Origin of the sequence: Pseudorhodoferax sp. LjRoot39 (assembly GCF_964253035.1) — a bacterium.
GTDB lineage: Bacteria > Pseudomonadota > Gammaproteobacteria > Burkholderiales > Burkholderiaceae_C > Pseudorhodoferax.
Genome location: NZ_CAXUQL020000001.1, coordinates 7,024,985 through 7,047,077, shown reverse-complemented (window position 1 = coordinate 7,047,077; position 22,093 = coordinate 7,024,985). Strand labels below are relative to the sequence as shown.

The window sequence follows — 22,093 nt, the reverse complement described above, 5'->3', positions numbered from 1 at the left end:
ACGATGGACCAACTGCTGACCGATCTGACGGTCGTGACCGTGGACGCGCAGATGCGCGTGTTGAAGGATGCCGGCGTCGCGGTCCGCGAAGGCCGCATCGCCTGGGTCGGGCCGATGGCGGAGCTGCCGGCCGCGCTGGCACCGCTGCCGCGGCTGGCGCTGCCGGGGCGCGTGCTGACGCCCGGCTTCGTCAACGTGCACACGCACGCCATCCTGAGCATGGTGCGCGGCGTCGCGGAGGATCTCGGCTTCGCGCCGGCCTACACACCGGGCATTCCGCACGGGCACGACGTGACGCCCGACGAGGCCGTGGCACTGGCGCGGCTCGGGGCGGTCGAGGCGTTGCTGTTCGGCTCCACGCTCGTCAACGACACCTATGTGCACGCCGACCTGACCTTGCCGGCCATGGCCGAGATCGGCGGGCGCGTGGTCAGCTGCGGCCGCATCCACGATGCCGACTTCTCGCTGATCGGCGATGGCCGCTGGGAGCACCACGACGCCATCGGCGAGCGCACGCTGGACGAGGCACTGGCGCTGGCCAGCCGCTGGCATGGCGCGTTCGACGGCCGCACCGGCGTGCAGTTGTCGGCGCATGCGCCGGACACCTGCTCGGACGCGCTGCTGGCCCGCATCGGCGAGGCCGCGCGCCGCCACGGCCTGCGCGTGAACACGCACCTGGCGCAGAGCCGCAAGGAGGTGGCGCAGGTGCTGCAGCGTTCTGGCCGCACGCCGGCGCAGCTGCTGGAGGACACCGGCCTGCTCAACGACCGCCTGATCGCCGCACACTGCCTGTACCTGGACGACGCCGACATCGCCCGCTGTGGCCGCGCCGGCATCCATGTGGCCCACATCCCCAAGGGCAATGCGACCGGCGGCACGGCGGCGCCCACCTCGGCGCTGCGCCGCGCCGGCGCCGGACTGGCGCTGGGGACCGACAACATGCATGCCGACATGGTGGAGGTGCTGCGCTGGGCGCTGGCGATCGGCCGCATCCAGGAAGACGGCGTGGACGACTTCTGGCAGCCCGAGGATGTCTTGCGCATGGGGACCCTGGGCGGGGCCCAGGCCATGGGTCTGGCCGGCCAGATCGGCAGCATCGAGGTCGGCAAGCAGGCCGACCTGGTGGCCTTCGACTTCCGCCGTGCGCACCTGGTGCCCTGCGTCAAGCCGGTCGGCAACCTGGTGCACACCGCACAGGGCCGCGACGTCGAGCATGTCTGGGTCGGCGGCCGCCAGGTCGTGGCCTGCGGCCGGCCCACGCAGGTCGATCTGGAGCAGATCCTGGCCGATGCCCAGCAGGCGGCCGATGCGCTGTGGCGACGCGCCCGCGGAGCGTGAGCATGTCCGAACCCCGCGACTTCTCCGGCTACCGCTGGAACTATCCCCGACTGCGCTGGCCCGGCGACGCCGGCCTCGCCGTCTCCTTCGTGCTCAACGTGGAGGAGGGGGCCGAGTTCGCACTGAGCGCCGGCGACCCGCGCAACGAGAGCCACCACGAGGTCACGCACGAGGTGGTGGGCACGCCCGACCTGTGCATGGAAAGCCAGTTCGAGTATGGCGCGCGCGTGGGCTACTGGCGCATCACGCGGCAGCTCCTGGCCGCCGGCATCCCGCTCACACTGAACGCCTGCGCGCGTGCGCTGGAGGCCACACCCTGGATCGCCACCGACGCGGCCGAGCAGGGCTTCGAGGTCTGCTGCCATGGCTGGCGCTGGGAGTCGCACGCGGGCATGGGCGAAGAAGAGGAGCGTGCATTGATCGTGCGCTGCGTGGACAGCATCCGCCGCCTGCACGGCCGCGCGCCCGTGGGTTGGCACACCAAGTCCTCGGCCTCGGTCAACACCCGGCGCCTGCTGGTCGAGCAGGGCGGCTTCCTCTACGACAGCGACGCCTACAACGACGACCTGCCCTACTACGTGCGCGTCGCCGGCAAGCCGCACCTGGTGCTGCCCTACGCCTTCGACACCAACGACATGCGCTTCTTCGACAGCCACGCCTACGTGCGCGGCAGCGACTTCGCCGACTACGCGATCGACGCCTTCGACGCGCTGCTGGCCGAGTCGCGCGCCACGCCGCGCATGCTGTCCATCGGCCTGCACACGCGCATCATCGGCCGGCCCGGCCGCATCGAGGGCCTGCGCCAGCTGACGCGCTACATCGCCCAGCGCGGCGGTGCCTGGTGCGCCACGCGCGAGCAGATCGCGCGGCATTGGCTGGCCCACATGCCGCCGCAGGCCGCCGCATGAAGCTGCTGTTGGTCAACCCGAACCTGACCCAGGCCGTGACCGACGCGGTGCTGGCCGCGGCGCGCAGCCGCGCCGCCCCTGGAACCGAACTCGTGGCCGTGACCGGCCGCTTCGGCCCGGCCGTGATCGGCTCGCGCGCCGAGAACGCCCTGGCCCAGCACGGCGTGCTGGAGCTCGTGGCGCAGCACGCACCGGGCTGCGACGCCGTGGTGCTGGGTGTCTCGCTGGACACGGCGCTGTGGGCCTGCCGCGAGCTGCTGGACATTCCGGTCGTCGGCATGACCGAGGCCGGCCTGCTGTGCGGCGCCACCGTGGCCACGCGCATCGGCCTGCTGACCAACGGCGCGCGCATGGGGCCGCTGTACCGCGAGCTCGTGCAGTCCTACGGCCTGGGCGAGCGCCTGGCCGGCGTGGAGACGCTCACGCTCACGCCGCAGCAGATGGTGGGTGCGCCGCAGGAAGCCCAGGAGGCCGTGCTGGCCGCCGCCCGCACGCTCGTCGAACGCGACGGCGCCGAGGCCGTGCTGCTGGCCGGCGCGGCCATGGCGTCCATGGCCGATGTGCTGCAGCCGCGCCTGCCCGTCCCGCTGCTGGACGGCGTGGGCTGCGCCGTGGCCCTGGCCCAGGCCCTGGTCGGCCTGCGCCTGCCGCGTGCCCGCGTGGGCAGCGTGAGTCCCACGGGCGGGCGCACCGTGCAGGGCGTGTCGCCCGCACTCACGGCATTGTTCGGAAGGTCGGCATGACGGAACTCCATGCACTTAGCGCGCGCGCCCTGGCCGCGCAGGTCCGCGGCGGCGCGCTCAGCGCGGTGGCCGTCGCGCGCCACTTCATCGACCGCGTGGAGCGCCTGAACCCGGGCCTCAATGCCATCGTGCAGTTCGATCCGCAGCAGGTGCTGGCCGAGGCCGCGGCCGTGGATGCGCGTCTGGCCGCGGGCGAGGATCTGCCCATGGCCGGCGTGCCGTTCACGGTCAAGGACAACCTCTGGGTTGCGGGCCGGCGCATTGCCCAGGGCTCGCGCCTGTTCGAGGACTTCGTCGCGCCGCGCGACGCCTGGGCCGTGGCCCGGCTGCGCGCGCGCGGTGCGGTCGTGCTGGGCATCACCAACTGCTCGGAGTTCGCCTGCAAGGGCGTGACCAGCAACCTGCTCTATGGCGCCACGCGCCATCCGCTGGACCCGGCCCTGACGCCGGGCGGCTCCTCGGGCGGCGCGGTGTCGGCGCTGGCCGCGGGCCTGGGCCTGCTGGCGCTGGGCACGGACGCGGGCGGCTCCACGCGCCGGCCCGCCGCGCACTGTGGTCTGGTCGGCTTCAAACCCAGCAACGGGCTGATCCCGCATCCCTGGGGCTTCGCCGAGCCGAACTTTGGCCTCTCGGTGATCGGCCAGCTCGCGCGCGACGTGGACGACTGCGCCTGGCTCTACGACCAGCTGCTGGCCTTTGATGCGGCCGACCCGGCCGGCGTGCCGATCGCCGTGGGGCTGGAGGCCTCGCCCGGCCTGCAGCAGCCCGTGACCGGCCTGCGCGTGGCCTGGAGCCCGCAGCTGGGCTGCGACTTCGCGGTCGATGCCGACGTGCTGCAGGCGTTGCAGCAGCGCGTGGACGCCTTGCGCACGGCCGGCTGGCAGATCGACGACGCCGACCCGCCCTGGCCGGCCGAGGCGCGCGAGTACCCGCTGCTGGCGCTGCAGCAGGCCGGCCTGCACGCGCTGTACGGCGCGCGCCTGGCCGACGCGCGCGAGCGGATCGACCCCGTGCTCGTGGCCCAGATCGAGGCCGGCGGCGAGGTCACGCCCGCGCAGGTGGCGCGCGCGCTGCGGCTCAAGGAGCGGCTCATCGCCTGCCTAGCGGGCTTCTTCGAACGCTACGACCTGCTGCTGTGCCCGACCACGCCCGTGACGGCCTGGCCGCTCGAGCAACTCGGTCCGACCGAGATCGGCGGCCGCCCGGCCGGGCCGCGCGGGCACGCAGCGTTCACGCCCTTGTTCAACTACTGCGGCGTGCCGGCCTGCTCGGTGCCGGCCGGCACGGTGCGCGGCCTGCCCGTGGGGCTGCAGGTGGTGGGGCCGCGCTTCGAGGACCCGCGCGTGCTGCAGGCCGCCTGGGAGATCGAGGCCCTGGGCGCGTAGCCCGGGCCCGGCAGCCTTACTTGCTGGCGCCCCTGGCGGCCGTGGCCAGCAGCTGCATCTCCCACGCCAGCGCGACACCGCTGGCGCCGCCATGCTCGAGCACGATGCTCGAAATGCCGGCCGCGGTCTCCTCGCGCGCCCAGTCGCGCTGCCACTCGGCGAGCACGGCGGTCCAGGTGATCGGCACGGCGCCGGCCTGCACCATGCGCCGCACGGCCATGTCGTGGGCCTCCAGCGAGACGCCGCCCGAGGCGTCGGTCACGATGAAGACCTCGTAGCCCTCGCCCAGGGCGTGGATCGCCGGCATGGCCAGGCAGATCTCGGTCCACAGCGCGGCCAGCACCAGCTGCTTGCGCCCGCTCTTCTTGACGATGTCGGTGACCTTGGGGTCTTCCCAGGTGTTGATGAAGGTGCGGTCGATCGGCTTCTGCTCGGGGAACACATCCTGCAGGCCCTTGATCAGGTAGCCGCCGCGCTCCTCGATCACGGTGGTCAGGATGGTCGGCACGTTGAAGACCTTGGCCGTCTTGGCCAGACCGACCACGTTGTTGACGACCATCGTCGGCTCGTGGCTGTGCAGGTTGGCGAACTGGTAGGGCTGGTGGTCGATCAGCACGACGATGCTGTCTTCGGGGCGCAGCAGTCCTGGAAGTCCGGTTTTGGGCATGGCAATCTCCTGGAGGGATGGGGCGCCGAGGCGCCGGGGGTTGGGAAAAGGGCAAAGCTGCGCACGCCGCCGCGCCAGGGGCGGCGGCAGCGCAGGGTGCGGTTGGAGACCTAGCGTGCGGGGTGGCGCGTGCCTTCTGCGGAGTCGAACATGGCGACGCCGCCATGCGCGGCCGTCAGCGGCACCTCGTTCTGCAGCACGTCCCAGTGCTCGGCCAGCCGGCCGTCCTGGATGCGGAACACATCGACCACCACCTGCGGTGCGTCCGCCCAGCCGCGGATGCGGCCGTGGATGGCGACCAGGTCGCCCTCGGCGACCATGAGGCCGGGCTCGTAGTGCACGGCCGGCGACAGGCCGGCCACCAGGGCCTGCAGCGCGTCGCGGCCCTGCGGGATGTCGGGGTTGTGCTGGATGTAGTCCGCGGCGTAGAGATGTTCCACGGCCGCGGCGTCGCGGCGCTGGAACAGCGCCGTCATCGCCGCGTGGACGAGCGCCTTGTTGCGCTGGGGGCGTTCATCGAGCGCGTGCGCGCCGGGCTGCGTGATGGCCATGCGGCCGGTCATGCGCAGGAACCTGCCGCCAGGCAGGGTCGCGAAGGAATGCACCTGCCCGCGGTCGTAATCCTGCACGTTGGTGACCGTCGCACCGTCCTGCTCCTGCCAGCTCACGGCGAAGATGCCGTTGCCGAGCGGCACGACCTGGATGGCGACGGTCTCCGTGCGCGCCAGCGCGCCTTCCCGGATCTCGAAGCGCAGCTGCGTGGCCGACAGCAACACGAGGTGGACCTGGAATTCCGGATAGGACACGTCCATCTCCAGCCCGACGGGAAAGCGGTCGTTCGACAAATGCAGGGTCCTTTCGACGCTGCCGCACAGGCCAGGTGCCGGAGTGCACGCTGGCGGGCGGCGCGGTGCCAGGGATGTTGCCGGTCCAGGCGGCACAAGGCACTGTCCGATCCTGCGGATGGCAGTCCGAATCGATCGCGGCGATGCCGGCGCGCTGCGGGCGCCGGCCGGAGCGGTCAGCGCTTGCGGTCGTCGCGCCAGGCGGCCGGGCTGGCGCCGACGAACTTGCGGAAGGTCCTGCCGAAGTGCACGGCGTCGGCGAAGCCGGTGGCCTCGGCCACCTGCTCCAGCGGAGCCTCGCCATCCAGCAGCAGGCTCTGTGCGCGGCGGATGCGCGCGTCCAGCTGCCAGCGGTAGGGGGCCAGCCCGGTCGAGGCCTTGAAGGCCTTGCTGAAGTGCGACTGCGACAGGCCGGCCAGTCCCGCGAGTTCGGCCAGCTCCACGCGCTCGGGCAACTGGTCGTCCATGCGCGCGATGACGCGCCGCAGCTGCCACGGGGCCAGGCCCGCACCGGCGCTGCGGCCGCGCTCGCCCGGGTGGCTGAAGAGCTTGGCGCTGATCGCGGTGACCAGGCCATCGCCGTAGAGTTGCGCCGAGGGATCGGGGTCGTCGACCGCCGCCGCCAGCAGCCGGACCAGGGTCCAGGCGTGGTCGTCCGCAAAGCAGAGCCTGGGCGCATGCCGCTCGCCGGTGTCGATGCGGATGCCGAGCCGGTCTTCGAGCTGCCCAGCATCGAAATGCAGGCTGGCATCGCGCGCGAAGCGCAGGTCGTCCGCATGGCCCCAGACCTCCATGCCCGCAGGCACGAGGGTCATGTGCCTCGGAACGTAGCCCACGGGGCTGGGCTGGTTCTTGCGCAGCAGCGGTACGCAGCGGCCGCCGACCTCCTCGAGCACCGTGCTCAGGCAGGTCTCCTCCCGGTTTCCGAGGCGATGGACCACGGGGCCCGCGCACTGGAAGTCGGTCACGGCCAGGCGCGCGCCGTTCCACGCGCGTTCCGTCCGGGCCAGGTCGACCACGTTGTCGGGCAGCGGCAGGGCGTGGGCGGTGGGCGGTGTCATGGTTCCACCACTATGCCGGCAACGCCTATTTGCCCGCGGAACGGCGGGCAACCCGCAGCGCGCAGGTGGCGGGCTGCAATGTTGGAAATAACCGACACCACGCCCCCCCGCATGGCGCTACCTTCGCGTCCATGTCGACCGAACCACGCCTGTGGGACATCTCGCCGCCCGTGCACGCGGGCACTCCGGTGTTCCCGGGCGACACTCCCTACCAGCAGCGCTGGGCCGCCAGCATCGGCCCCGGCTGCCCCGTCAACGTCGGCGAGCTGACGCTGTCGCCGCACGTGGGCGCGCACGCCGATGCGCCGCTGCACTACGACCCGGACGGCGCGGCCATCGGCGCCGTGGACCTGGCGCCCTACCTGGGGCCGTGCCGCGTGGTCCATGCCATCGGCTGCGGGCCGCTGGTGCAGTGGGCGCACCTGGCGCATGCGCTGGATGGCCTGCCGCCGCGCCTGCTCGTGCGCACCTACGCCACCATGCCGCAGGACCGCTGGGACCCGCAACTCGCGGCCTACGCGCCCGAGACGGTGGAGCGGCTCGCGGCCCTGGGCGTGCGGCTGATCGGCATCGACACGGCCAGCATCGACCCGGCCGACAGCAAAACGCTCGACAGCCACCAGGCCATCCGCCGCCACGGCATGCGCGTTCTCGAGAACCTCGTGCTCAACGACGTGCCCGAGGGCGACTACGAACTCATCGCGCTGCCGCTCAAGCTCACGACGGCCGACGCCTCCCCCGTGCGCGCGGTCTTGCGCGAACTCCGGAACCGAACATGACGACTCTCCAAGACTGCCGCGCGCGCGACGCCGCGGACCCGCTGCGCCCTCTGCGCGACCTGTTCACTGTCCCTGATGGGGTGATCTATCTCGACGGCAACTCGCTGGGCGTGATGCCCGCCGCCGCGCCCACGCGCATCGCCGCCGCCGTGACCCAGGAGTGGGGCACGCAGCTGATCCGGGCCTGGAACGAGAGCGGCTGGTTCGACCTGCCGCAGCGCCTGGGCGACCGGCTCGCGCGCCTGGTCGGCGCCCAGCCTGGCGAGCTGGTCTGCACGGACTCGACCTCGGTCAACCTGTTCAAGGTGCTGTCGGCCGCGCTCAAGATCGCGGCCGAGGACGCGCCGCAGCGCCGCCTGGTGGTCAGCGAGCGCAGCAACTTCCCGACCGACCTCTACATCGCCGAAGGCCTGTGCCGCGAACGCGGCTTCACCCTGCGCCTGGTCGACGAACCCGGCCAGATCGCCGCGCTGCTGCCCGAGACCGCCGTGCTCATGCTCACGCACGTGAACTACCGCACCGGCGCCATGCACGACATGGCGGCCGTCAGCGCCGCGGCGCACGCGGCCGGCGCACTCGCGGTCTGGGACCTCGCGCACAGCGCGGGTGCCGTGCCCGTGGACCTGAACGGCGGCGGCGCCGACTTCGCCGTGGGCTGCGGCTACAAGTACCTCAACGGCGGCCCGGGCGCCCCCGCCTTCGTCTGGGTGCATCAGCGCCATGCGCAGCGCTTCTGGCAGCCGCTGTCGGGCTGGTGGGGCCATGCGGCGCCGTTCGCGTTCACACCCAACTACCAGCCCGCGCCCGGCATCGCGCGCTACCTGTGCGGCACCCAGCCCATCCTGAGCCTCACGGGCCTGGAGTGCGGGCTGGACACGGTGCTGGCCGCCGAGCCGCTGGGCGGCATGGCCGCGCTGCGCACGAAGTCGCTGGCGCTGACCGACCTCTTCATCGCACTGGTCGAGGAACGCTGCGCGGGCCACGGCCTGGCGCTCGTGACACCGCGCGAACATGCCCGTCGCGGCTCGCAGGTCTGTCTGAGCCGCAAGGAGGGCGCCTACGCCATCGTGCAGGCCCTGATTGCGCGCGGCGTGATCGGGGATTACCGCGCGGGCGACAGCCCGGCGGCGCCGGGCCGCTCCCAAGCCGCCGAGCTCCCCTCGGGGGACGGCCCCGGCTTGCCGGGGCCTGGGGGCGGAGGTCTTCCCGACATCCTGCGCTTCGGCTTCACGCCGCTGTACCTGGGCTTCGAAGACGTCTGGAACGCCGTCGAGCAGCTGCGCGAAGTCCTGACCACCGAGCAATGGCGCAGCCCCGAGTTCAACCAGAAGAACGCGGTGACCTGATGACCACCGAGAAAATCGTCCACGACGAAAAGGCCCAGCTGGACTTCAGCCAGTCCATGAGCTACGGCGACTACCTGCACCTGGACGAGATCCTCCACGCCCAGCACCCGCTGTCGCCCGCGCACGACGAGATGCTGTTCATCGTGCAGCACCAGACCAGCGAACTGTGGATGAAGCTCATGCTGCACGAGCTGCATGCCGCGATCCGCGCGATCGCGGGCGACCAGCGTGCCGACGCCTTCAAGATGCTTGCACGCGTCACGCGCATCATGGAGCAGCTGGTCAGCGCCTGGACCGTGCTCTCGACCATGACGCCGCCCGAGTACAGCGCCATGCGGCCCTACCTCGCAAGTTCCAGCGGTTTCCAGAGCGCGCAGTACCGGTGCATCGAGTTCGCACTGGGCAACAAGAACGCGGCCATGCTCAAGCCCCATGCGCACCGGCCCGACCTGCTGGCGCAGGTGGAATCGGCGTACCGCGCGCCGTCGCTGTACGACGAGGCCCTGCGCCTGCTCGCACGCGCCGGCCTGGACATCCCGGACGACCGGCTCGAACGCGACTGGACCCAGCCCTACGCCGCGAGCCCCGCCGTCGAGGCCGCCTGGGCCGCCGTGTACCGCGACCCGCACCAGCGCTGGGACCTCTACCAGCTCGGCGAGAAGCTGACCGACATCGAGGACGCGTTCCGGCTCTGGCGCTTTCGCCACGTGACTACGGTGGAGCGCGTGATCGGCTTCAAGCGCGGCACCGGCGGCACGGGCGGCGTGAGTTACCTGCGCAAGATGCTGGACGTGGTGCTGTTCCCCGAGATCTGGTCGGTGCGCACGGCGCTTTGAGTGCAGGCCGCTGCGCGTGCCCCATCCTTTACTTTAGGGATGCCGATCCCCCCAAGGGTGTCTAAATTCTGCGACTCCAAACAGGAGGAGTTCCAGCATGAAAAGACAGACCACCACCGAAAGGGTGACGGGGATGATCGGGCGTGCCGTGGCCATTGTGGCGCTGCTCGCGCTGTTTGCCTGCGGAGGCGGCGATGAGAAGAGTCCCGACCCTGTCGCGGAACCGCCCACCACGCCGGCAATCGTCGATGGCCAGAAAGAGATCGCGCTCGCTGGCGGCACGGTCTCCGTCGATGACACCGGCAGCCCGATTCGTGGCGCCAAGGTGGAAGTGCCGGCCGATGCCCTGGCCTCCGACAACGAGACCATCACCATCACCTACGAGGATCAGCTTCCCGCGCCCTTGAATCCGGAGGCGCTGGCGATGGGGGCCAAGCAGATCAGCAAGGTCCTGGTGCTCAAACGCACGGGCGGCAGGGACTTCGGTCAGGCCGTGCGTGTGACACTGCCGTTCAACAAGGCCGAACTGGCCAGCGATGCGATTCCGATCGTGGTGACCTGGGATGAGGCCGCCGGGCGCTATAGCCCGGTCACGGTCCGATCGGTCGATCGTGCGAACGGCACGCTGACCTTCATGACGGCGCATTTCTCCAAGTATGTGGTCATCGTGCTGGACAAACTCTTCGGCACCACGCCACCCGATCCGATCGGGCTGAGCACCGACGCCGGATTTCAACCCGGCGCTGATGGCTTCTATGTTCACAATTTCGGCAGCTATGACTCGCCCGGCGGGAACTGCTTCGGCATGGCCGGCTATGCGGCATGGTTCCAGTCCTACAAGAAGTCCACGAAGGGGGCGGGCCTGTATTCCCTCTACCGGGAGGGCGACGCGGTCAGGGAGGAGGATGACCAGTCGGTCCGCGAGCTGATCACGCGGGCGTACCAGGCAGGGAACCAGAAAGCGCATCTGGAGGCACTCAACTGGGTCAACGACCAGAGCTTTCTGACCCGCAACGATGCCGATCGCTTCACGGCCTATTCCATCATTCAGCAATTGATGGTGACCAAGCAAGCCCAGATTCTCGCGATGGGCGTGGGTGGCTTCTTCAAGTGGTCCAAGGGCCATGCCGTCACGGTCTACGCCTACGACGGCACCGCCAAGGTCTTCAAGTTCTACGACAACAATTTCCCCAACGAAGTCGTCACGGTGCCGTGGGATCCGGTGAACGGCTTCGGCAGCTACACGGTCAAGAACACGACCTGGGATGCGTTCGCCTTCGCGAGCTTCAACCAGGCCTACTCGCAAGCCACCATGGAGGCCTTGTATGCCGGTTCGGAAAGCGGCTGGCCGGTCAGCCATTTCCCCAAGATCAACGTGACGAGCCCCACCGCGGTGGTGTCGCTCCCGGGCGTTTACGAAGTTGCTTCCGAAGACAACGTCACGATCACGGGAACCGTGCCGCGTGCACCGACCGCGGACAACCCCACAGCGCAACGCTACGTCCACGTCTACCTGAACGGCACGCGCTATGGCAACGGCGGACTGCCCATCGGCAATTCCGACGACGGCTTCTCTGTCAGCATTCCCAAGCTGCCATCGGCGACCGGCACCGATGTCATGCTCCTGGTGTCTGAAAGCCCGAGGGCTTGGCAGGGTGCTTTCACAGCCTTCAAGCAATTCAAGCTCAGGGTGAAGAACAGCTTCTTCTTCACCAATCTCGGGTTTGAAACCGGGTCTCTGGATTTCTGGGCATCCGAGCGCCACGTGTGGGGCGGCAGCAGTGGGGTGACTCCGTCGGACAAGAGCGGCGTGGTGTCGGCGGGGGCCGATCCCATCGCGACCGATCTGCAGACCACCCTGTTCGGCCAGTTTGCCGCACGTGTCAACAACAGCGACCCGGACTACCACATCAGCACCTTGGTGCAGACAGCCGTCGTGCCCAGCGCCGCGAATCCGGTCTTGCGCTTCTACTGGGCAGCCGTGCTGGAGGACCCCCAGCACACGCCTTCCGAACAGCCCTACATCGAGGTCACGGTCACGAACACGACCAAGGGCGCGGTGATCTACAGCAAGCGCTTCTACACGAACGACCCGACCTACACAGGCTGGAAGTCCTACCAAAACGGGAACTGGAAGTCCATCCCGTGGCAACTGGTGGAGTTGCCTGTGGCGGCTTACGTGGGCGATGCACTCACCCTCAAGGTGGAGGCCGCTGACTGCGCGCTCGGCGGCCATGGTGGCTACGCCTATCTCGATGCGGAGGAGTGAGGGACTCGCACCGCCGTCAGGTACGCGTCAGAAGCTGTGAATGAACCGATCGCGCCCCCGCCCGAAGGGCGAGGCCCTGGGAGCAGCGGTCGCAACGTGAGAAGTTCGTCATTGGGGGGCCTCGCGTGGGCGTGAGCGGTTCGTTCACAGCTTCTCAGAGGGTGTATCTGAATTAAAATACCCTGCGCGCCCTCTCGGTTCTGGGAGCGCAGGAGGTGACGAGTGGACACGGGGACGAGCAAGAAGCAACCCGGCAGGCCAGCACTGCTGCAAGCGCAGGACCTGCGCGCATTGGTGGAGCTGGCGCTGCGCATGCCGCAGTCGTCGATGGATGAGCTCACCCGCGAGTTCGTTCGCCACACGGGCATCGATGTCTGCTCGGCGACGATTCGCAAGGCGCTGAAGAAGGCGGGAGTCAAGCGCGTGCGCCCGCCTCGCGGCGCCAGCACGCGTGCGGCGGTCCAGGGCTCGGCTCCGCAGCGCTACGGCTACACGACAGCGCACCGCCGGCAAGCCAAGCCTGGCGGCATGAACACGGACCTGACCGATGCCGAGTGGGCTCTCGTGCATGACCTGTTTGAGCGCGAAGGTGGGCGCGGCAAGCCGATCACGCACGCGCGCCGCGACATTGCCAACGCCTGCATGTACATCGTGCGCACCGGCTGCGCGTGGCGCTTGCTGCCCGGCAACTTTCCGCCTTGGCGTGCGGTGTACTCGGCCTTTCGCGGCTGGGCACGCGCCGGCACCTTCGAGGCCATGCACGACCGGTTGCGCCAACAGTGGCGCGACCGCGTGGGCAAGGCACCCGAACCCACGGCGGCCATCATCGATTCGCAAAGCACGCGCAGCACCCCGCAGGGCGGAGACACCGGCTTCGATGCCGGCAAAAAGGTCAAGGGCCGCAAGCGCCACTTGGTGGTCGACACGCTGGGGCTGCTGCTGGCTGTGACCGTCACGGCTGCCAGCGTGCAGGATCGCGACGGGGCCGCATCCGTGGTGGCCCAAGCCTGCGCCAAGGTGACGGGCCTCAAGAGGCTGTACGCAGACTCGGCCTACGGCGGTCAGTGCGCCATGGACCTGGAGAAGACGCATGGCATCGCCGTAGAGATCGTCCGCAGACCTTCGAATCGCGTGACGGGCACGTTTGTTGTCGAGCAGCAGCAACTGTGGCCCGAGGCCCCAGCCAAGGGCTTCGTCGTGCAAGCCAAGCGCTGGGTGGTCGAGCGCACCCACGCATGGAACGAGCGTGCGCGCAGGCTGATCGCTCACCATGACCGCTCCAACTGGGCGCCTGTGGCCTGGGTCTGGCTCGCAGAAGCGCGTATGCTCGCAACTAGGCTGGCCGGGTAAATCATTTTAGATACACCCTCTCAGGCCTCAGGTGCCTCGGCTGGGTGCGCAGGTGCCCTGTCGGGCAGGCCACCGGGGTGGTGGCGCGCTGTCGCATCGCTGGCGCGGCGCCATGGAGTGCCGCCCCGCAGCCTGCCGCAGTGGCCCTTCTCAGTCCTCGAACCCGACGAAGCGCGCCGCCTCGTCCACCGACTTGCGCTGCGACACCACGGCATTCGCGGGGAAGCTGTCGTCGGGCCAGCCCATCGCGATGCAGGTCTGGATCACCTGGTCGTCGGGGATGCCGGCCTCGGCCCGCACCACGGGCGACTGCATGATGCCCTGGCTGTTGATCACGCAGCCCAGGCCGCGCGACCAGGCCGCGTTGACGATGGCGTTGACCACGCCGCCGCAATCGAAGGGCGCGATGTCGCTGCCGTGGATGGCGCGGTCGTAGGTCACGACGATGGACACCGGCGCACCGAACTGGCGAAAGCCCCGCAGCACCCAGTCCTGGCGTGCGGCCTTGTCCTCGCGCGCGATGCCCATGGCGGCGAACAATTGCTTGGCGATGCCGATCTGGCGCTCGCGGTGCAGGCCTGCATAGTCCGGGCCCATGCGGAACTCGCGCGAGTGCGGAATGCCGGCCAGGTTGCGCTCCACGTTGCCGGCGCGGATGCGGTCCAGCACCGCGCCCGTGACCACGTGGAAGTTCCAGGGCTGGGTGTTGAGCGAGGTCGGCGCGCGCATGGCCAACGCCAGCACCTCGCGGATCAGCGCTTTGGGAACGGGCTTGTCCTGGTAGCCGCGGATGCTGCGGCGCTGTCGGACCACGTGGTCGAAATCCATGCTTGTCTTCCTTGTCGTTGATGCCGGGGCGCGCGGCATCATCCCCAGGCCGCAGCGCTGGCGCGATCACGTGCGCGACAAGCCCGGCCGTGTCGGTGCAGGGCGTGCGCCGGGGCGACGACGAACACGCGGCGCGGGTCGGCGCCCAGCGCGGGCGCGTGGTCCATGCCGTAGGCCAGCGCCTGTGCGCTGTCGGCCAGGAAGTCGGGAAAGCGCACCTCGGGGTAGAGCCGGTAGTCGGCCACCAGCACCAGCACGCCCTGCGCAGCCAGGGCCTCGCCGAGGAAACGGTAGGCGCCGCGCGCGTCGCTGCGCCACGAGCCTCCCTAGAAGAACACCACCATCGGCCAGCCGGCCGCCAGGCACAGGGCCACGGCGGCGGCTGCCAGCATGACGAAGTGAGGGATGTGGAACAAAGTTGCCTCTTGTCGCGGGCGCGTGGTCTGCGCTACGCGCTCAGGTGAGGGATGGGCGCGCAATGGCGGCGTGCATCCAATCCGTACGCAACTGCGTCGCGGGTGGATCAGCCGCATTGCCTGCTCCGTTGCACGTTGCTGCCGCTCGTGGGGGCAGGCGATGCGCGTTCAGGCGAACTTCACGTTGCCGAAGGCGCCAGGCAAAAACTCACCTTGAGGTCGTTCAACCACGTGACCTCCAGCAGCCGGTCGTGCTGCATGCGGCCCACCACGATGCCTGCGTGCACGCCAACGTTGCTGGCGAAGGCAAGCACAGCTGCGCGGGTGCGTGGCAATTGCGCCATGGCGGTGGCGGCCTGGGGCGTGATCAACCAGTCACGTGCCCAGGCGTCGGCCTCTCGTTCGTCGGCCGAGTTCGATCCTGACCGGCCTGGGTCGTCGAGGAACACGGTGGATTTCTGCCGGCTGTGCAGCAGGATGTGCGCTGCCTCATGAAAGAAGCTGAACCAGAACTTGTCGTTCGTCTTGCCGTACAGCGACAACTGGATCAGCGGGCGATGCGGCGACAGCCAACGCGCGACGCCGGAAACATGTGTTCTCGGCAAGGCGGGCGCCAGGACGAAGGCGACGCCAGCCTCCTTAAGCGTCTGCCGGAGTTTTGGCTCGAACGCCACGGGCTCAAGGTTGGTCCATGTGCGGATCTGGGTCAATGCCGCACGGAAGCGGCCCTCGTCATAGCGCAGGCCATCCCAGCGTTCCGCGGCGCGTTCGCCCATGCGCAGCCACGCAGAAATTGCGGCGACATCGGCCTGGTCTTCCCGGCTGCGGCGAAAAGCCACTTCCATTTCTCCGTACTGGCTCTCCCACTGCTCTGTGCTGGCAACGCCAAAAAAGGCCAGAAGTTCGCCGACCATCGCGGGCTTCTCCGAAGCCTGCATCCGGCGCTTGCGCAACACGCCAGCGTCCATCAGCGCCTTGACCGGAAAGCGCTGCAGCCAGGGCACCATGGCCGCATTGCGCTGGGCCGTGTCCTGCAGTGCAGCCCGTTCGCGGTACTGGGCTTCGCGGGTCAACCAAAAGCCCACCGGAGCGCCCAACACGTTCTGCAGACGGATGGCGGCATCTTCGGACAGCGGCACCTTCCCCTTGGTGAGCTGGTTGACGTGCTTGAGGGAGAAACCGAGGCGATCCGCCAGGTGCTGTTGTGTCCAGCCGCGCTCTTCCAGCAGGTCCAGGATGGTGTCACCTGGAGGGGAAACCCAGTTCGGCGCGAAGGCGCTGCCAGGTTCAACAGCTTCAGTCATGGTAGTCCCCGATGAATTCGATACAGACGATGGTCACGGCTGACCAATCGATGGTGGTGTCTTCACGGCGCGGAACGGGATCGTTCGCGGCCGCGAAGACCAGACGCCAGCCACCGCTCAGATCGACGGCGAACTGACCAAGCCGGTCCCCTTTGAGGGGATGTGGATTGCCCGCCACCAGATCGCTGACGCGGGCAGCGGCCATCAAGTCGGCCAGGCGCGTTTGCAGCTTGCGGGCTCCGGCATCTCCCAGCTTCTTTGTCGCGGCCGCTTTTTTCTCGCACAGCTCACGCAGGCGCTTGTCTTGGAAGCGGATTTCCACGCTGTTGTTGATCTTGTGTCGGGGATGAAATATTACCAGATAGGTAAAGAGAGTGGAGCGACAAGAGGCTTCGCGTCGTTGTGCCTTCGGTCAGGCCGCTACCCGCACGGCGCTCGGTGGCTGCCCGATCACGCGCTTGAAGGCGCGGCTGAACGAGGCCTCGGACTCGTAGCCGAGCCGGCTGGCGGCCACGGCCACGCGCATGCCTTCCTGCGCGATCCAGTGCCGGGCCTGAAACATCTTGACCTTGGCCACGTAGCGCGCCGGGCTCTCGCCCACGGTCTTGGTGAAGGCCTCGGCAAAGCGCGAGCGCGAGGCGCCCATGAGTTCGGCCAGCGCGGGCACGCTCCAGTCGCGCTCGGGCTCGGCGTGGATCGCCGCCAGCACCTTGCCGATCTGCGGGCAGTGCACGGCCGCGAGCCAGCCGGTGGCGTCGCCGCAGGCGCATTCCACCCAGGCGCGGATGATGCTGGCGGCCAGCACGTCGGCCAGCCGCGCGAGGATGCCGCAGCTGCCGATGCGGTCCAGCGCCACCTCGCGCTCCATGGCGTCGAGCAGGGCCGGCACGCCGGGGTCGCGCAGCGCGAGTTCGCCCGCGCGCATGCGATCCGGCATCAGCGCCATGAGCGGGTGCAGCGGGTCCAGGTTGAAGCGCATGCTGCCGCAGAACAGCAGGTCGGACGGCGCGTCGCCGGCGTCTTGCGCGCCGTCGCGCACGAGGTAGATCTGCTCGGACACCGGCACGCGCGCGAGCGTGGCGATGTCGGTGGCGGGCAGGTCGGGCGCGCTGGCGAGTTCGTGCGCGCTGCCGCGCGGCAGCAGCACGGCGTCGCCGGGTTCCAGCCGCATCCAGTCGCTGCCGGGTAGGCGGAGCCAGGCGCCGCCGCTGGCGACGAAGTGGAAGTGCGCATCGCGCTGCGCCGCAAAGCGCAGCGCCCAGGGCGCGCGCAACAGGCAGCGGCCATATTCCACACCGTCCAGCCGCAGGCCCAGCAGGATGCGCGTGAGCATGTCGCGCCGGTCGGGATGGATGGCGGGCAGCTCTGCACTGGACAGGGCAGGGGTGCTGGAGGATTCGTCAAGCATTTCGGCTTTTCCGGCATTCAAACGCCGGGATCTTAGGCCTAAGCTCCGCACTCTGCTTGTCCAACCTGGTGTTTACCCTGTGTCTTCTGCTTCCTGCACCACCTGCCCACCCACTGCCGGCGCGCCGCCGGAACCCAACCAGGCCCATTGGCCGGCCGTCGCCGCGCTGGCGCTGGGCGTGTTCGGCCTGGTCACGGCCGAGTTCCTGCCGGCCAGCCTGCTCACGGCCATGGCGGCCGACCTGCATGTCAGCGAAGGCACGGCCGGTCAGACCGTGACGGCCACCGCGCTGGTCGCGGCCGTGGCCGCGCCCAGCCTGCCGCTGCTCACGCGCAACCTGGACCGCCGCAGCGTGATGCTGGCGCTCACCGTGCTGCTGGTGCTTTCCAACGGCCTGGCCGTGGCGGCCACCAGCCTGCCGGCGCTGCTGGTGGCGCGCGTGCTGCTGGGCGTGGCGCTGGGCGGCTTCTGGTCGATGTCGGGCGCGCTGGCGCTGCGGCTGGTGCCGGCCGATCGCTTCGCGCGCGCCATGGCGCTGATCCTGACGGGCGTGTCGGTGGCCACGGTCTGCGCCGCGCCCATCGGTGCCTGGATGGGCGAGCAATGGGGCTGGCGCAGTGCCTTCTGGGCGGCCGGCGGCGTGAGCCTCGTGACGCTGCTGTTCCAGTTCGCCACGCTGCCCCCACTGCCGCCGCGCGACCGGCCCGACCTGCGCGTGCTGGCCGAACTGCTCATGCGGCCCGACGTGCGCGTGGCGCTGCTGGCCGTGCTGCTCGTGATCTCTGGCCACTTCGCAGGCTTCACCTACATCCGCCCGCTGATGGAGAACGTCACGCACCTGTCGGTCGGCGCGATCACGGGCGTGCTGCTGGGCTATGGCGTGGGCGGCTTCGTCGGCAACCTGGTGGGTGGGGCCATTGCCGAACGCAGCGAGCGCCGCGCAGTCGTGGCCGGCAGCACGCTGGTCGCACTGCTGGCCGGCGTGCTGCTGCTGGGCGCCTCGTCGGTGGTCGTGACGGCCGTGGCGGTGACACTCTGGGGCTTTGCTTTCGGCGCCTTCCCGGTGGGCTTCCAGACCTGGATCGTGCGTGCCGCGCCCGACCAGGCCGAGGGCGCGGGCGGCTTGCTGGTCGCGGCCTTCCAGGTGGCCATCGCGAGCGGCGCCATCGGTGGCGGCCTGCTGGTCGACCATGTGGGCGCGCACGGCGGGCCGCTGTTCGCGCTGGGCTCGGTCACGCTGGGGGCGCTGCTGGTCTGGCGCTACGGACCGCGGCCAGCGCGGGTCTGAGAGCGTCGCGCTGCGCCGAGAATGCGGCGCATGCGGCCCTTGCGTTTCCTCGCGCTGACCCGGCGCCACCCCTGCGCCATCCTGCTGCTCGTGCAGCTGGCCGGCCTCGTGCTCTATCCGTTGCTGGAGGCCACGCGCGCCGGGCCGCTGGCGCTGGGCAGCCTGGGCATCGTCGTGCTGATCGTCACCACGCACATGGTGCGCAGCACGCCGGGACTGACTTGGCTCAGCGTGTGCATCGCGCTGCCGGCCATCGTGCTGCTGGTGCTGCAGTCGGCCTGGGACATGCACTGGCTGCTGCCCTGGTCGGCAGCGCTGGAGGCGCTGTTCTACTTCTATGCCGCGGGCAGCCTGATCGCCTACATGCTGGGCGACCTGCGCGCCACCACCGACGAACTGTTCGCCGCGGGAGCCACCTTCACCTTGCTGGCCTGGGCCTTCGCCCATGTGTTCGTGGTGCTGCAGGCGCTGCAGCCCGCCAGCTTCCTGGCGGCGGTGGAGCCGCAGGCGCCGCGCAGCTGGACGGAGCTGCTGTTCCTGAGCTTCGCGCTGCTGTCGTCCACCGGCATCGGCGACGTGATCCCGGTGCGGCCGGTGGCGCGCGCCATGGCCAGCCTGGAGATGTTCGCCGGCGTGATCTACCTGGCGGCCGTGGTGTCGCGGCTGATCGGGCTCACGCTGCAGCGGCGCTGAGGATCAGGCCACGCGAGCCAGCTGCGCCTGCGTCCAGCGCACGATGTCGGCCGCGCCCATGGCGCCGGCCTGGCGTGCGATCTCGCGGCCGCCGCGGAACAGCGCCAGCGTGGGGATGCTGCGGATGGCGAAGCGCGCGCCCAGCGCCTGCTCGGCCTCGGTGTCCAGCTTGGCCAACTGCACATGCGGCTGCAGCTGGGCCGCGGCCTGCTCGAAGGCCGGCGCCATCTGCCGGCAGGGCCCGCACCACGGCGCCCAGAAGTCCACCAGCACCGGGATGTCGCTGCGGCCGATGTGGCGGTCGAAGCTGGCGGCGTCCAGCGCCACCGAATGGCCTGTGAACAGCGCCTGGTGGCACTTGCCGCAGTCCGGCGCCTTGGTCAGGTCGGCCGCGGCGACGCGGTTGGTGGTGTGGCAGTGCGGGCAGACGAGGTGCAGCGGGGTGGTCATGCAGCCAGCTGCAGGGCGTCCGGCCCGATTTCAAGCCTCACTGCGGCACCAGCCCCGAGGCCTTCACGAGCTCCGCGTGCAGCTTGCCTTCTTCCGAGATGGTCCTGGCGAACTGCTCGGGCGTGGTCGGCGCGACGTCCATGCCGGCCTCGCGCAGCTGGGCCTTGACCTCCTCGCTGGCCAGGATGGCGTGGATCTGCTGGTTCAGCTGGTCGATCAGCGGGCGCGGCGTGCGGGCCGGGGCCAGCATGCCGATCCAGGTCTGGAACACCATGTTGTCGATGCCGGCCTCGCGCATGGTCGGCACGTCGGCGATCAGCGGCGAGCGCTGCTCGCTCATGATGGCCAGCGCCGTGAGCTTGCCGGCCTTGATGTGGGGCAGGGCCTCGGGCAGCGGCGCGAACAGCATGTCCACGTTGCCGCCCAAGAGGTCGTTGATGGCCAGCGCGCCGCCCTTGTAGGGGATGTGCACCATGCGCACCTTCATGCGCGTCTCGAACATCAGCGCCGCCAGGTGCTGCGGGCTGCCGTCGCCTGACGAGGCATAGTTCACCGCCTCGGGCTTGGCACGGGCCGCGGCCAGCACCGCGCCGGCGTTGGCGAACTTCTGCCGGTCCTTGACCACCAGCACCATGGACTGGTTGGCCAGCTTGGAGATGGGCGCGAAGTCAGCCTCGGCGTCGTAGGGCATCTCCTTGAAGATGTGCTTGTTGGTCGTCAGGAACGAGGCCGGCGAGGCCATCAGCGTGTAGCCGTCGGGGGCGGCCTTGGCCACCAGCGGCAGGCCGATGCGGCCCGAGGCACCGGCCCGGTTGTCCACCACGTAGGGCTGGCCGTTCAGCGCAGCCAGCTTCTGGCCCACCAGGCGCGCGATCATGTCCACGCCACCGCCGGCCGGCAGCGCCACCATGAGCTTGACGGGGTGGTCGGGGTACTTGCCCTGGGCGGCTGCCGGCAGGGCAGCGGCCAGCAGGCCGAACGTGCAGGCCAGCAGGGACAGGCGGCGGGTGATGGTCATGGCGGCAACTCCAGGGTGGGCGATGGGCGCATCCTAGGATTCGCCTGCATTGCCGTCCATCACAGCATCAGCAACGTTGCATGCGAAAAATTCGCATGGTTGCCGGGTTCAGGCCGCCGCCACCTGCAGCACCAGCTTGCCGAAGTTGCCGCCCGCGAACAGCTTGTTCAGCGTCTCGGGGAACTGGTCCAGGCCCTGCACCACGTCCTCCTTGCTCTGCATGCGGCCGTCCTTCAGGTAGCCGGCCAGCTCGGCGATGGCCTGCGGGAAGCGGTCGGCGTAGTCGAACACCACCATGCCCTCCATGCGCGCGCGGTTCACGAGCAGGCTCAGGTAGTTGCGGGGGCCGGCGCCCGGCATGCTGTTGGCATTGTTGTACTGGCTGATCGCGCCGCAGACGATCACGCGGGCCTTGCGTGCCAGCTTGGCCAGCACCTGGTCGAGGATCTCGCCGCCCACGTTGTCGAAGTACACGTCCACCCCGTTCGGGCAGTGCTGCTTGAGGCCTTCGCGGACGGCGCTGGGGCCAGCCTTGTAGTCGATGCAGGCGTCGAAGCCGAGCTCCTTCACCACCCAGTCGCACTTGGCGGGGCCGCCCGCGATGCCGACCGCGCGGCAGCCCTTGATCTTGGCGAGCTGGCCGACCGTCTGGCCGACCGCGCCGGCCGCGGCCGAGACCACCACGGTCTGGCCCGGTTGCGGCTGGCCGATGTCCAGGAGGCCGAAGTAACCCGTCATGCCCGGCATGCCGAGCACGTTGAGCCATTGGCCCACCGTGCCCAGGCGCAGGTCGATCTTCACGAGGCCCACGCGTTTCAGGGCGTCCTGCGGGACCAGCGCGTAGGCCTGCACGCCCAGCGTGCCGTAGACCGTGTCGCCGACCGCGAAGGCCGGGTTCTTCGAGGCGATCACGCGGCCGACACCGCCCGCGCGCATCACCTCGCCGATGGCCACCGGCGGGATGTAGCTCTTCGCGTCGTTGAGCCAGCCGCGCATGGCCGGGTCCAGCGAGAGCGAGAGCGTCTGCACCAGAACGCCCCCCTGGTCCGGTTCGGCCACGGGTTCGGTCGTGAAGTTCCAGTGCTCGCGCGTGGCGGTGGTCTCGGGGCGTTTGGCCAGGCGGACCTGGTGGTTGACGAGGGGGGCGGTCATGCGCATGTC

The 22,093-nt window shown here is 69.7% G+C and carries 21 protein-coding genes and 1 pseudogene; 11 read left to right on the top strand and 11 right to left on the bottom strand.

All coding sequences use genetic code 11. The features are described 5' to 3' along the window. The first annotated feature begins 3 nt into the window (after positions 1-3). The 4 genes from ACSQ4M_RS32925 to ACSQ4M_RS32910 are packed head-to-tail and all read left to right on the top strand — an operon-like array spanning position 4 to position 4,374. Positions 4-1,338: an amidohydrolase family protein gene (locus tag ACSQ4M_RS32925; RefSeq protein WP_436193554.1), complete on the top strand. Its 1,335-nt coding sequence runs from the start codon at positions 4-6 to the stop codon at positions 1,336-1,338. 2 nt (positions 1,339-1,340) lie between these two features. Further along, positions 1,341-2,246, top strand: coding sequence for a polysaccharide deacetylase family protein (locus ACSQ4M_RS32920; protein ID WP_436193553.1), 906 nt, complete (start codon positions 1,341-1,343; stop codon positions 2,244-2,246). Next, positions 2,243-2,989, top strand: coding sequence for an aspartate/glutamate racemase family protein (locus ACSQ4M_RS32915; RefSeq protein ID WP_436193552.1), 747 nt, complete (start codon positions 2,243-2,245; stop codon positions 2,987-2,989). The genes ACSQ4M_RS32920 and ACSQ4M_RS32915 overlap by 4 nt, the downstream gene beginning before the upstream one ends. Further along, positions 2,986-4,374: an amidase gene (locus ACSQ4M_RS32910; RefSeq protein ID WP_436193551.1), complete on the top strand. Its 1,389-nt coding sequence runs from the start codon at positions 2,986-2,988 to the stop codon at positions 4,372-4,374. Before ACSQ4M_RS32915 ends, ACSQ4M_RS32910 begins: the two co-directional genes overlap by 4 nt. 16 nt (positions 4,375-4,390) lie before the next feature. Here ACSQ4M_RS32910 and ACSQ4M_RS32905 read toward each other — a convergent pair whose 3' ends face one another. The 3 genes from ACSQ4M_RS32905 to ACSQ4M_RS32895 form a co-directional block, all read right to left on the bottom strand. Beyond that, on the bottom strand, positions 4,391-5,041 hold the full coding sequence (locus ACSQ4M_RS32905) for a hydrolase (protein WP_436193550.1): 651 nt from the start codon (positions 5,039-5,041) through the stop codon (positions 4,391-4,393). A 110-nt stretch (positions 5,042-5,151) separates the two neighbouring features. Next, positions 5,152-5,886, bottom strand: coding sequence for a nuclear transport factor 2 family protein (locus ACSQ4M_RS32900; RefSeq protein ID WP_436193549.1), 735 nt, complete (start codon positions 5,884-5,886; stop codon positions 5,152-5,154). Between the two features lie 176 nt (positions 5,887-6,062). Further along, positions 6,063-6,947 (bottom strand): helix-turn-helix domain-containing protein, encoded by an 885-nt coding sequence (locus ACSQ4M_RS32895; protein WP_436193548.1) that lies wholly within the window; start codon positions 6,945-6,947, stop codon positions 6,063-6,065. A gap of 131 nt (positions 6,948-7,078) precedes the next feature. Here ACSQ4M_RS32895 and kynB point away from each other — a divergent pair, with 131 nt between their 5' ends. The 5 genes from kynB to ACSQ4M_RS32870 all read left to right on the top strand — a co-directional run bounded on the left by kynB (position 7,079) and on the right by ACSQ4M_RS32870 (position 13,527). Next, the gene (gene kynB / locus ACSQ4M_RS32890; RefSeq protein WP_436193547.1) at positions 7,079-7,726 is read left to right on the top strand and encodes an arylformamidase; all 648 of its coding nucleotides are present in this window, start codon (positions 7,079-7,081) and stop codon (positions 7,724-7,726) included. Then, positions 7,723-9,072: a kynureninase gene (kynU, locus tag ACSQ4M_RS32885; RefSeq protein ID WP_436193546.1), complete on the top strand. Its 1,350-nt coding sequence runs from the start codon at positions 7,723-7,725 to the stop codon at positions 9,070-9,072. The genes kynB and kynU overlap by 4 nt, the downstream gene beginning before the upstream one ends. Continuing rightward, positions 9,072-9,908, top strand: coding sequence for a tryptophan 2,3-dioxygenase (gene kynA / locus ACSQ4M_RS32880; protein WP_436193545.1), 837 nt, complete (start codon positions 9,072-9,074; stop codon positions 9,906-9,908). Before kynU ends, kynA begins: the two co-directional genes overlap by 1 nt. A 97-nt stretch (positions 9,909-10,005) precedes the next feature. Continuing rightward, positions 10,006-12,177, top strand: a complete 2,172-nt coding sequence (locus ACSQ4M_RS32875; RefSeq protein ID WP_436193544.1) for a hypothetical protein — start codon at positions 10,006-10,008, stop codon at positions 12,175-12,177. Between the two features lie 222 nt (positions 12,178-12,399). Then, positions 12,400-13,527, top strand: a complete 1,128-nt coding sequence (locus ACSQ4M_RS32870; protein WP_436188132.1) for an IS5 family transposase — start codon at positions 12,400-12,402, stop codon at positions 13,525-13,527. A gap of 150 nt (positions 13,528-13,677) precedes the next feature. On the opposite strand, the gene ACSQ4M_RS32865 is transcribed toward ACSQ4M_RS32870, so the two are convergent. The 5 genes and pseudogenes from ACSQ4M_RS32865 to ACSQ4M_RS32845 all read right to left on the bottom strand — a co-directional run bounded on the left by ACSQ4M_RS32865 (position 13,678) and on the right by ACSQ4M_RS32845 (position 17,483). Next, positions 13,678-14,355 (bottom strand): nitroreductase, encoded by a 678-nt coding sequence (locus ACSQ4M_RS32865; RefSeq protein WP_436193543.1) that lies wholly within the window; start codon positions 14,353-14,355, stop codon positions 13,678-13,680. Positions 14,356-14,393: 38 nt separating this feature from the next. After that, positions 14,394-14,669 (bottom strand): annotated as a pseudogene (locus ACSQ4M_RS32860) (alpha/beta hydrolase); the annotation flags it as partial. A 281-nt stretch (positions 14,670-14,950) separates the two neighbouring features. Further along, on the bottom strand, positions 14,951-16,075 hold the full coding sequence (locus ACSQ4M_RS32855; RefSeq protein ID WP_436193542.1) for a helix-turn-helix domain-containing protein: 1,125 nt from the start codon (positions 16,073-16,075) through the stop codon (positions 14,951-14,953). Further along, complete coding sequence (locus ACSQ4M_RS32850; RefSeq protein ID WP_436193541.1) at positions 16,068-16,397, bottom strand: type II toxin-antitoxin system RelE/ParE family toxin; 330 nt, start codon at positions 16,395-16,397, stop codon at positions 16,068-16,070. The genes ACSQ4M_RS32855 and ACSQ4M_RS32850 overlap by 8 nt, the downstream gene beginning before the upstream one ends. Before the next feature lie 90 nt (positions 16,398-16,487). Continuing rightward, positions 16,488-17,483, bottom strand: coding sequence for an AraC family transcriptional regulator (locus tag ACSQ4M_RS32845; RefSeq protein WP_436193540.1), 996 nt, complete (start codon positions 17,481-17,483; stop codon positions 16,488-16,490). A 79-nt stretch (positions 17,484-17,562) separates the two neighbouring features. On the opposite strand from ACSQ4M_RS32845, the gene ACSQ4M_RS32840 reads away from it, so the two are divergent. Further along, on the top strand, positions 17,563-18,771 hold the full coding sequence (locus ACSQ4M_RS32840; protein WP_436193539.1) for an MFS transporter: 1,209 nt from the start codon (positions 17,563-17,565) through the stop codon (positions 18,769-18,771). Positions 18,772-18,801: 30 nt separating this feature from the next. Beyond that, the gene (locus tag ACSQ4M_RS32835; RefSeq protein WP_436193538.1) at positions 18,802-19,464 is read left to right on the top strand and encodes an ion channel; all 663 of its coding nucleotides are present in this window, start codon (positions 18,802-18,804) and stop codon (positions 19,462-19,464) included. Between the two features lie 3 nt (positions 19,465-19,467). Here the strand turns inward: ACSQ4M_RS32835 and trxC are convergent, their stop codons facing one another. From trxC to ACSQ4M_RS32820, 3 genes are all read right to left on the bottom strand, one after another. Beyond that, positions 19,468-19,914 (bottom strand): thioredoxin TrxC, encoded by a 447-nt coding sequence (trxC, locus tag ACSQ4M_RS32830; RefSeq protein ID WP_436193537.1) that lies wholly within the window; start codon positions 19,912-19,914, stop codon positions 19,468-19,470. 37 nt (positions 19,915-19,951) lie between these two features. Continuing rightward, on the bottom strand, positions 19,952-20,932 hold the full coding sequence (locus ACSQ4M_RS32825) for a Bug family tripartite tricarboxylate transporter substrate binding protein (RefSeq protein ID WP_436193536.1): 981 nt from the start codon (positions 20,930-20,932) through the stop codon (positions 19,952-19,954). Positions 20,933-21,040: 108 nt separating this feature from the next. Continuing rightward, positions 21,041-22,084, bottom strand: coding sequence for an NADP-dependent oxidoreductase (locus tag ACSQ4M_RS32820; RefSeq protein WP_436193535.1), 1,044 nt, complete (start codon positions 22,082-22,084; stop codon positions 21,041-21,043). Positions 22,085-22,093: the final 9 nt, after the last annotated feature.

Bases quoted from the DNA above. Each gene is read 5' to 3' on its own strand.
- ACSQ4M_RS32820 (WP_436193535.1), bottom strand. From the start codon at position 22,084: ATGACCGCCCCCCTCGTCAACCACCAGGTCCGCCTGGCCAAACGCCCC.
- ACSQ4M_RS32895 (WP_436193548.1), bottom strand. From the start codon at position 6,947: ATGACACCGCCCACCGCCCACGCCCTGCCGCTGCCCGACAACGTGGTC.
- ACSQ4M_RS32875 (WP_436193544.1), top strand. From the start codon at position 10,006: ATGAAAAGACAGACCACCACCGAAAGGGTGACGGGGATGATCGGGCGT.
- ACSQ4M_RS32845 (WP_436193540.1), bottom strand. From the start codon at position 17,483: ATGCTTGACGAATCCTCCAGCACCCCTGCCCTGTCCAGTGCAGAGCTG.
- ACSQ4M_RS32865 (WP_436193543.1), bottom strand. From the start codon at position 14,355: ATGGATTTCGACCACGTGGTCCGACAGCGCCGCAGCATCCGCGGCTAC.
- ACSQ4M_RS32905 (WP_436193550.1), bottom strand. From the start codon at position 5,041: ATGCCCAAAACCGGACTTCCAGGACTGCTGCGCCCCGAAGACAGCATC.
- ACSQ4M_RS32825 (WP_436193536.1), bottom strand. From the start codon at position 20,932: ATGACCATCACCCGCCGCCTGTCCCTGCTGGCCTGCACGTTCGGCCTG.
- ACSQ4M_RS32910 (WP_436193551.1), top strand. From the start codon at position 2,986: ATGACGGAACTCCATGCACTTAGCGCGCGCGCCCTGGCCGCGCAGGTC.
- ACSQ4M_RS32925 (WP_436193554.1), top strand. From the start codon at position 4: ATGGACCAACTGCTGACCGATCTGACGGTCGTGACCGTGGACGCGCAG.
- ACSQ4M_RS32915 (WP_436193552.1), top strand. From the start codon at position 2,243: ATGAAGCTGCTGTTGGTCAACCCGAACCTGACCCAGGCCGTGACCGAC.
- trxC (WP_436193537.1), bottom strand. From the start codon at position 19,914: ATGACCACCCCGCTGCACCTCGTCTGCCCGCACTGCCACACCACCAAC.
- kynB (WP_436193547.1), top strand. From the start codon at position 7,079: ATGTCGACCGAACCACGCCTGTGGGACATCTCGCCGCCCGTGCACGCG.
- kynU (WP_436193546.1), top strand. From the start codon at position 7,723: ATGACGACTCTCCAAGACTGCCGCGCGCGCGACGCCGCGGACCCGCTG.
- ACSQ4M_RS32855 (WP_436193542.1), bottom strand. From the start codon at position 16,075: ATGACTGAAGCTGTTGAACCTGGCAGCGCCTTCGCGCCGAACTGGGTT.
- ACSQ4M_RS32835 (WP_436193538.1), top strand. From the start codon at position 18,802: ATGCGGCCCTTGCGTTTCCTCGCGCTGACCCGGCGCCACCCCTGCGCC.
- kynA (WP_436193545.1), top strand. From the start codon at position 9,072: ATGACCACCGAGAAAATCGTCCACGACGAAAAGGCCCAGCTGGACTTC.
- ACSQ4M_RS32920 (WP_436193553.1), top strand. From the start codon at position 1,341: ATGTCCGAACCCCGCGACTTCTCCGGCTACCGCTGGAACTATCCCCGA.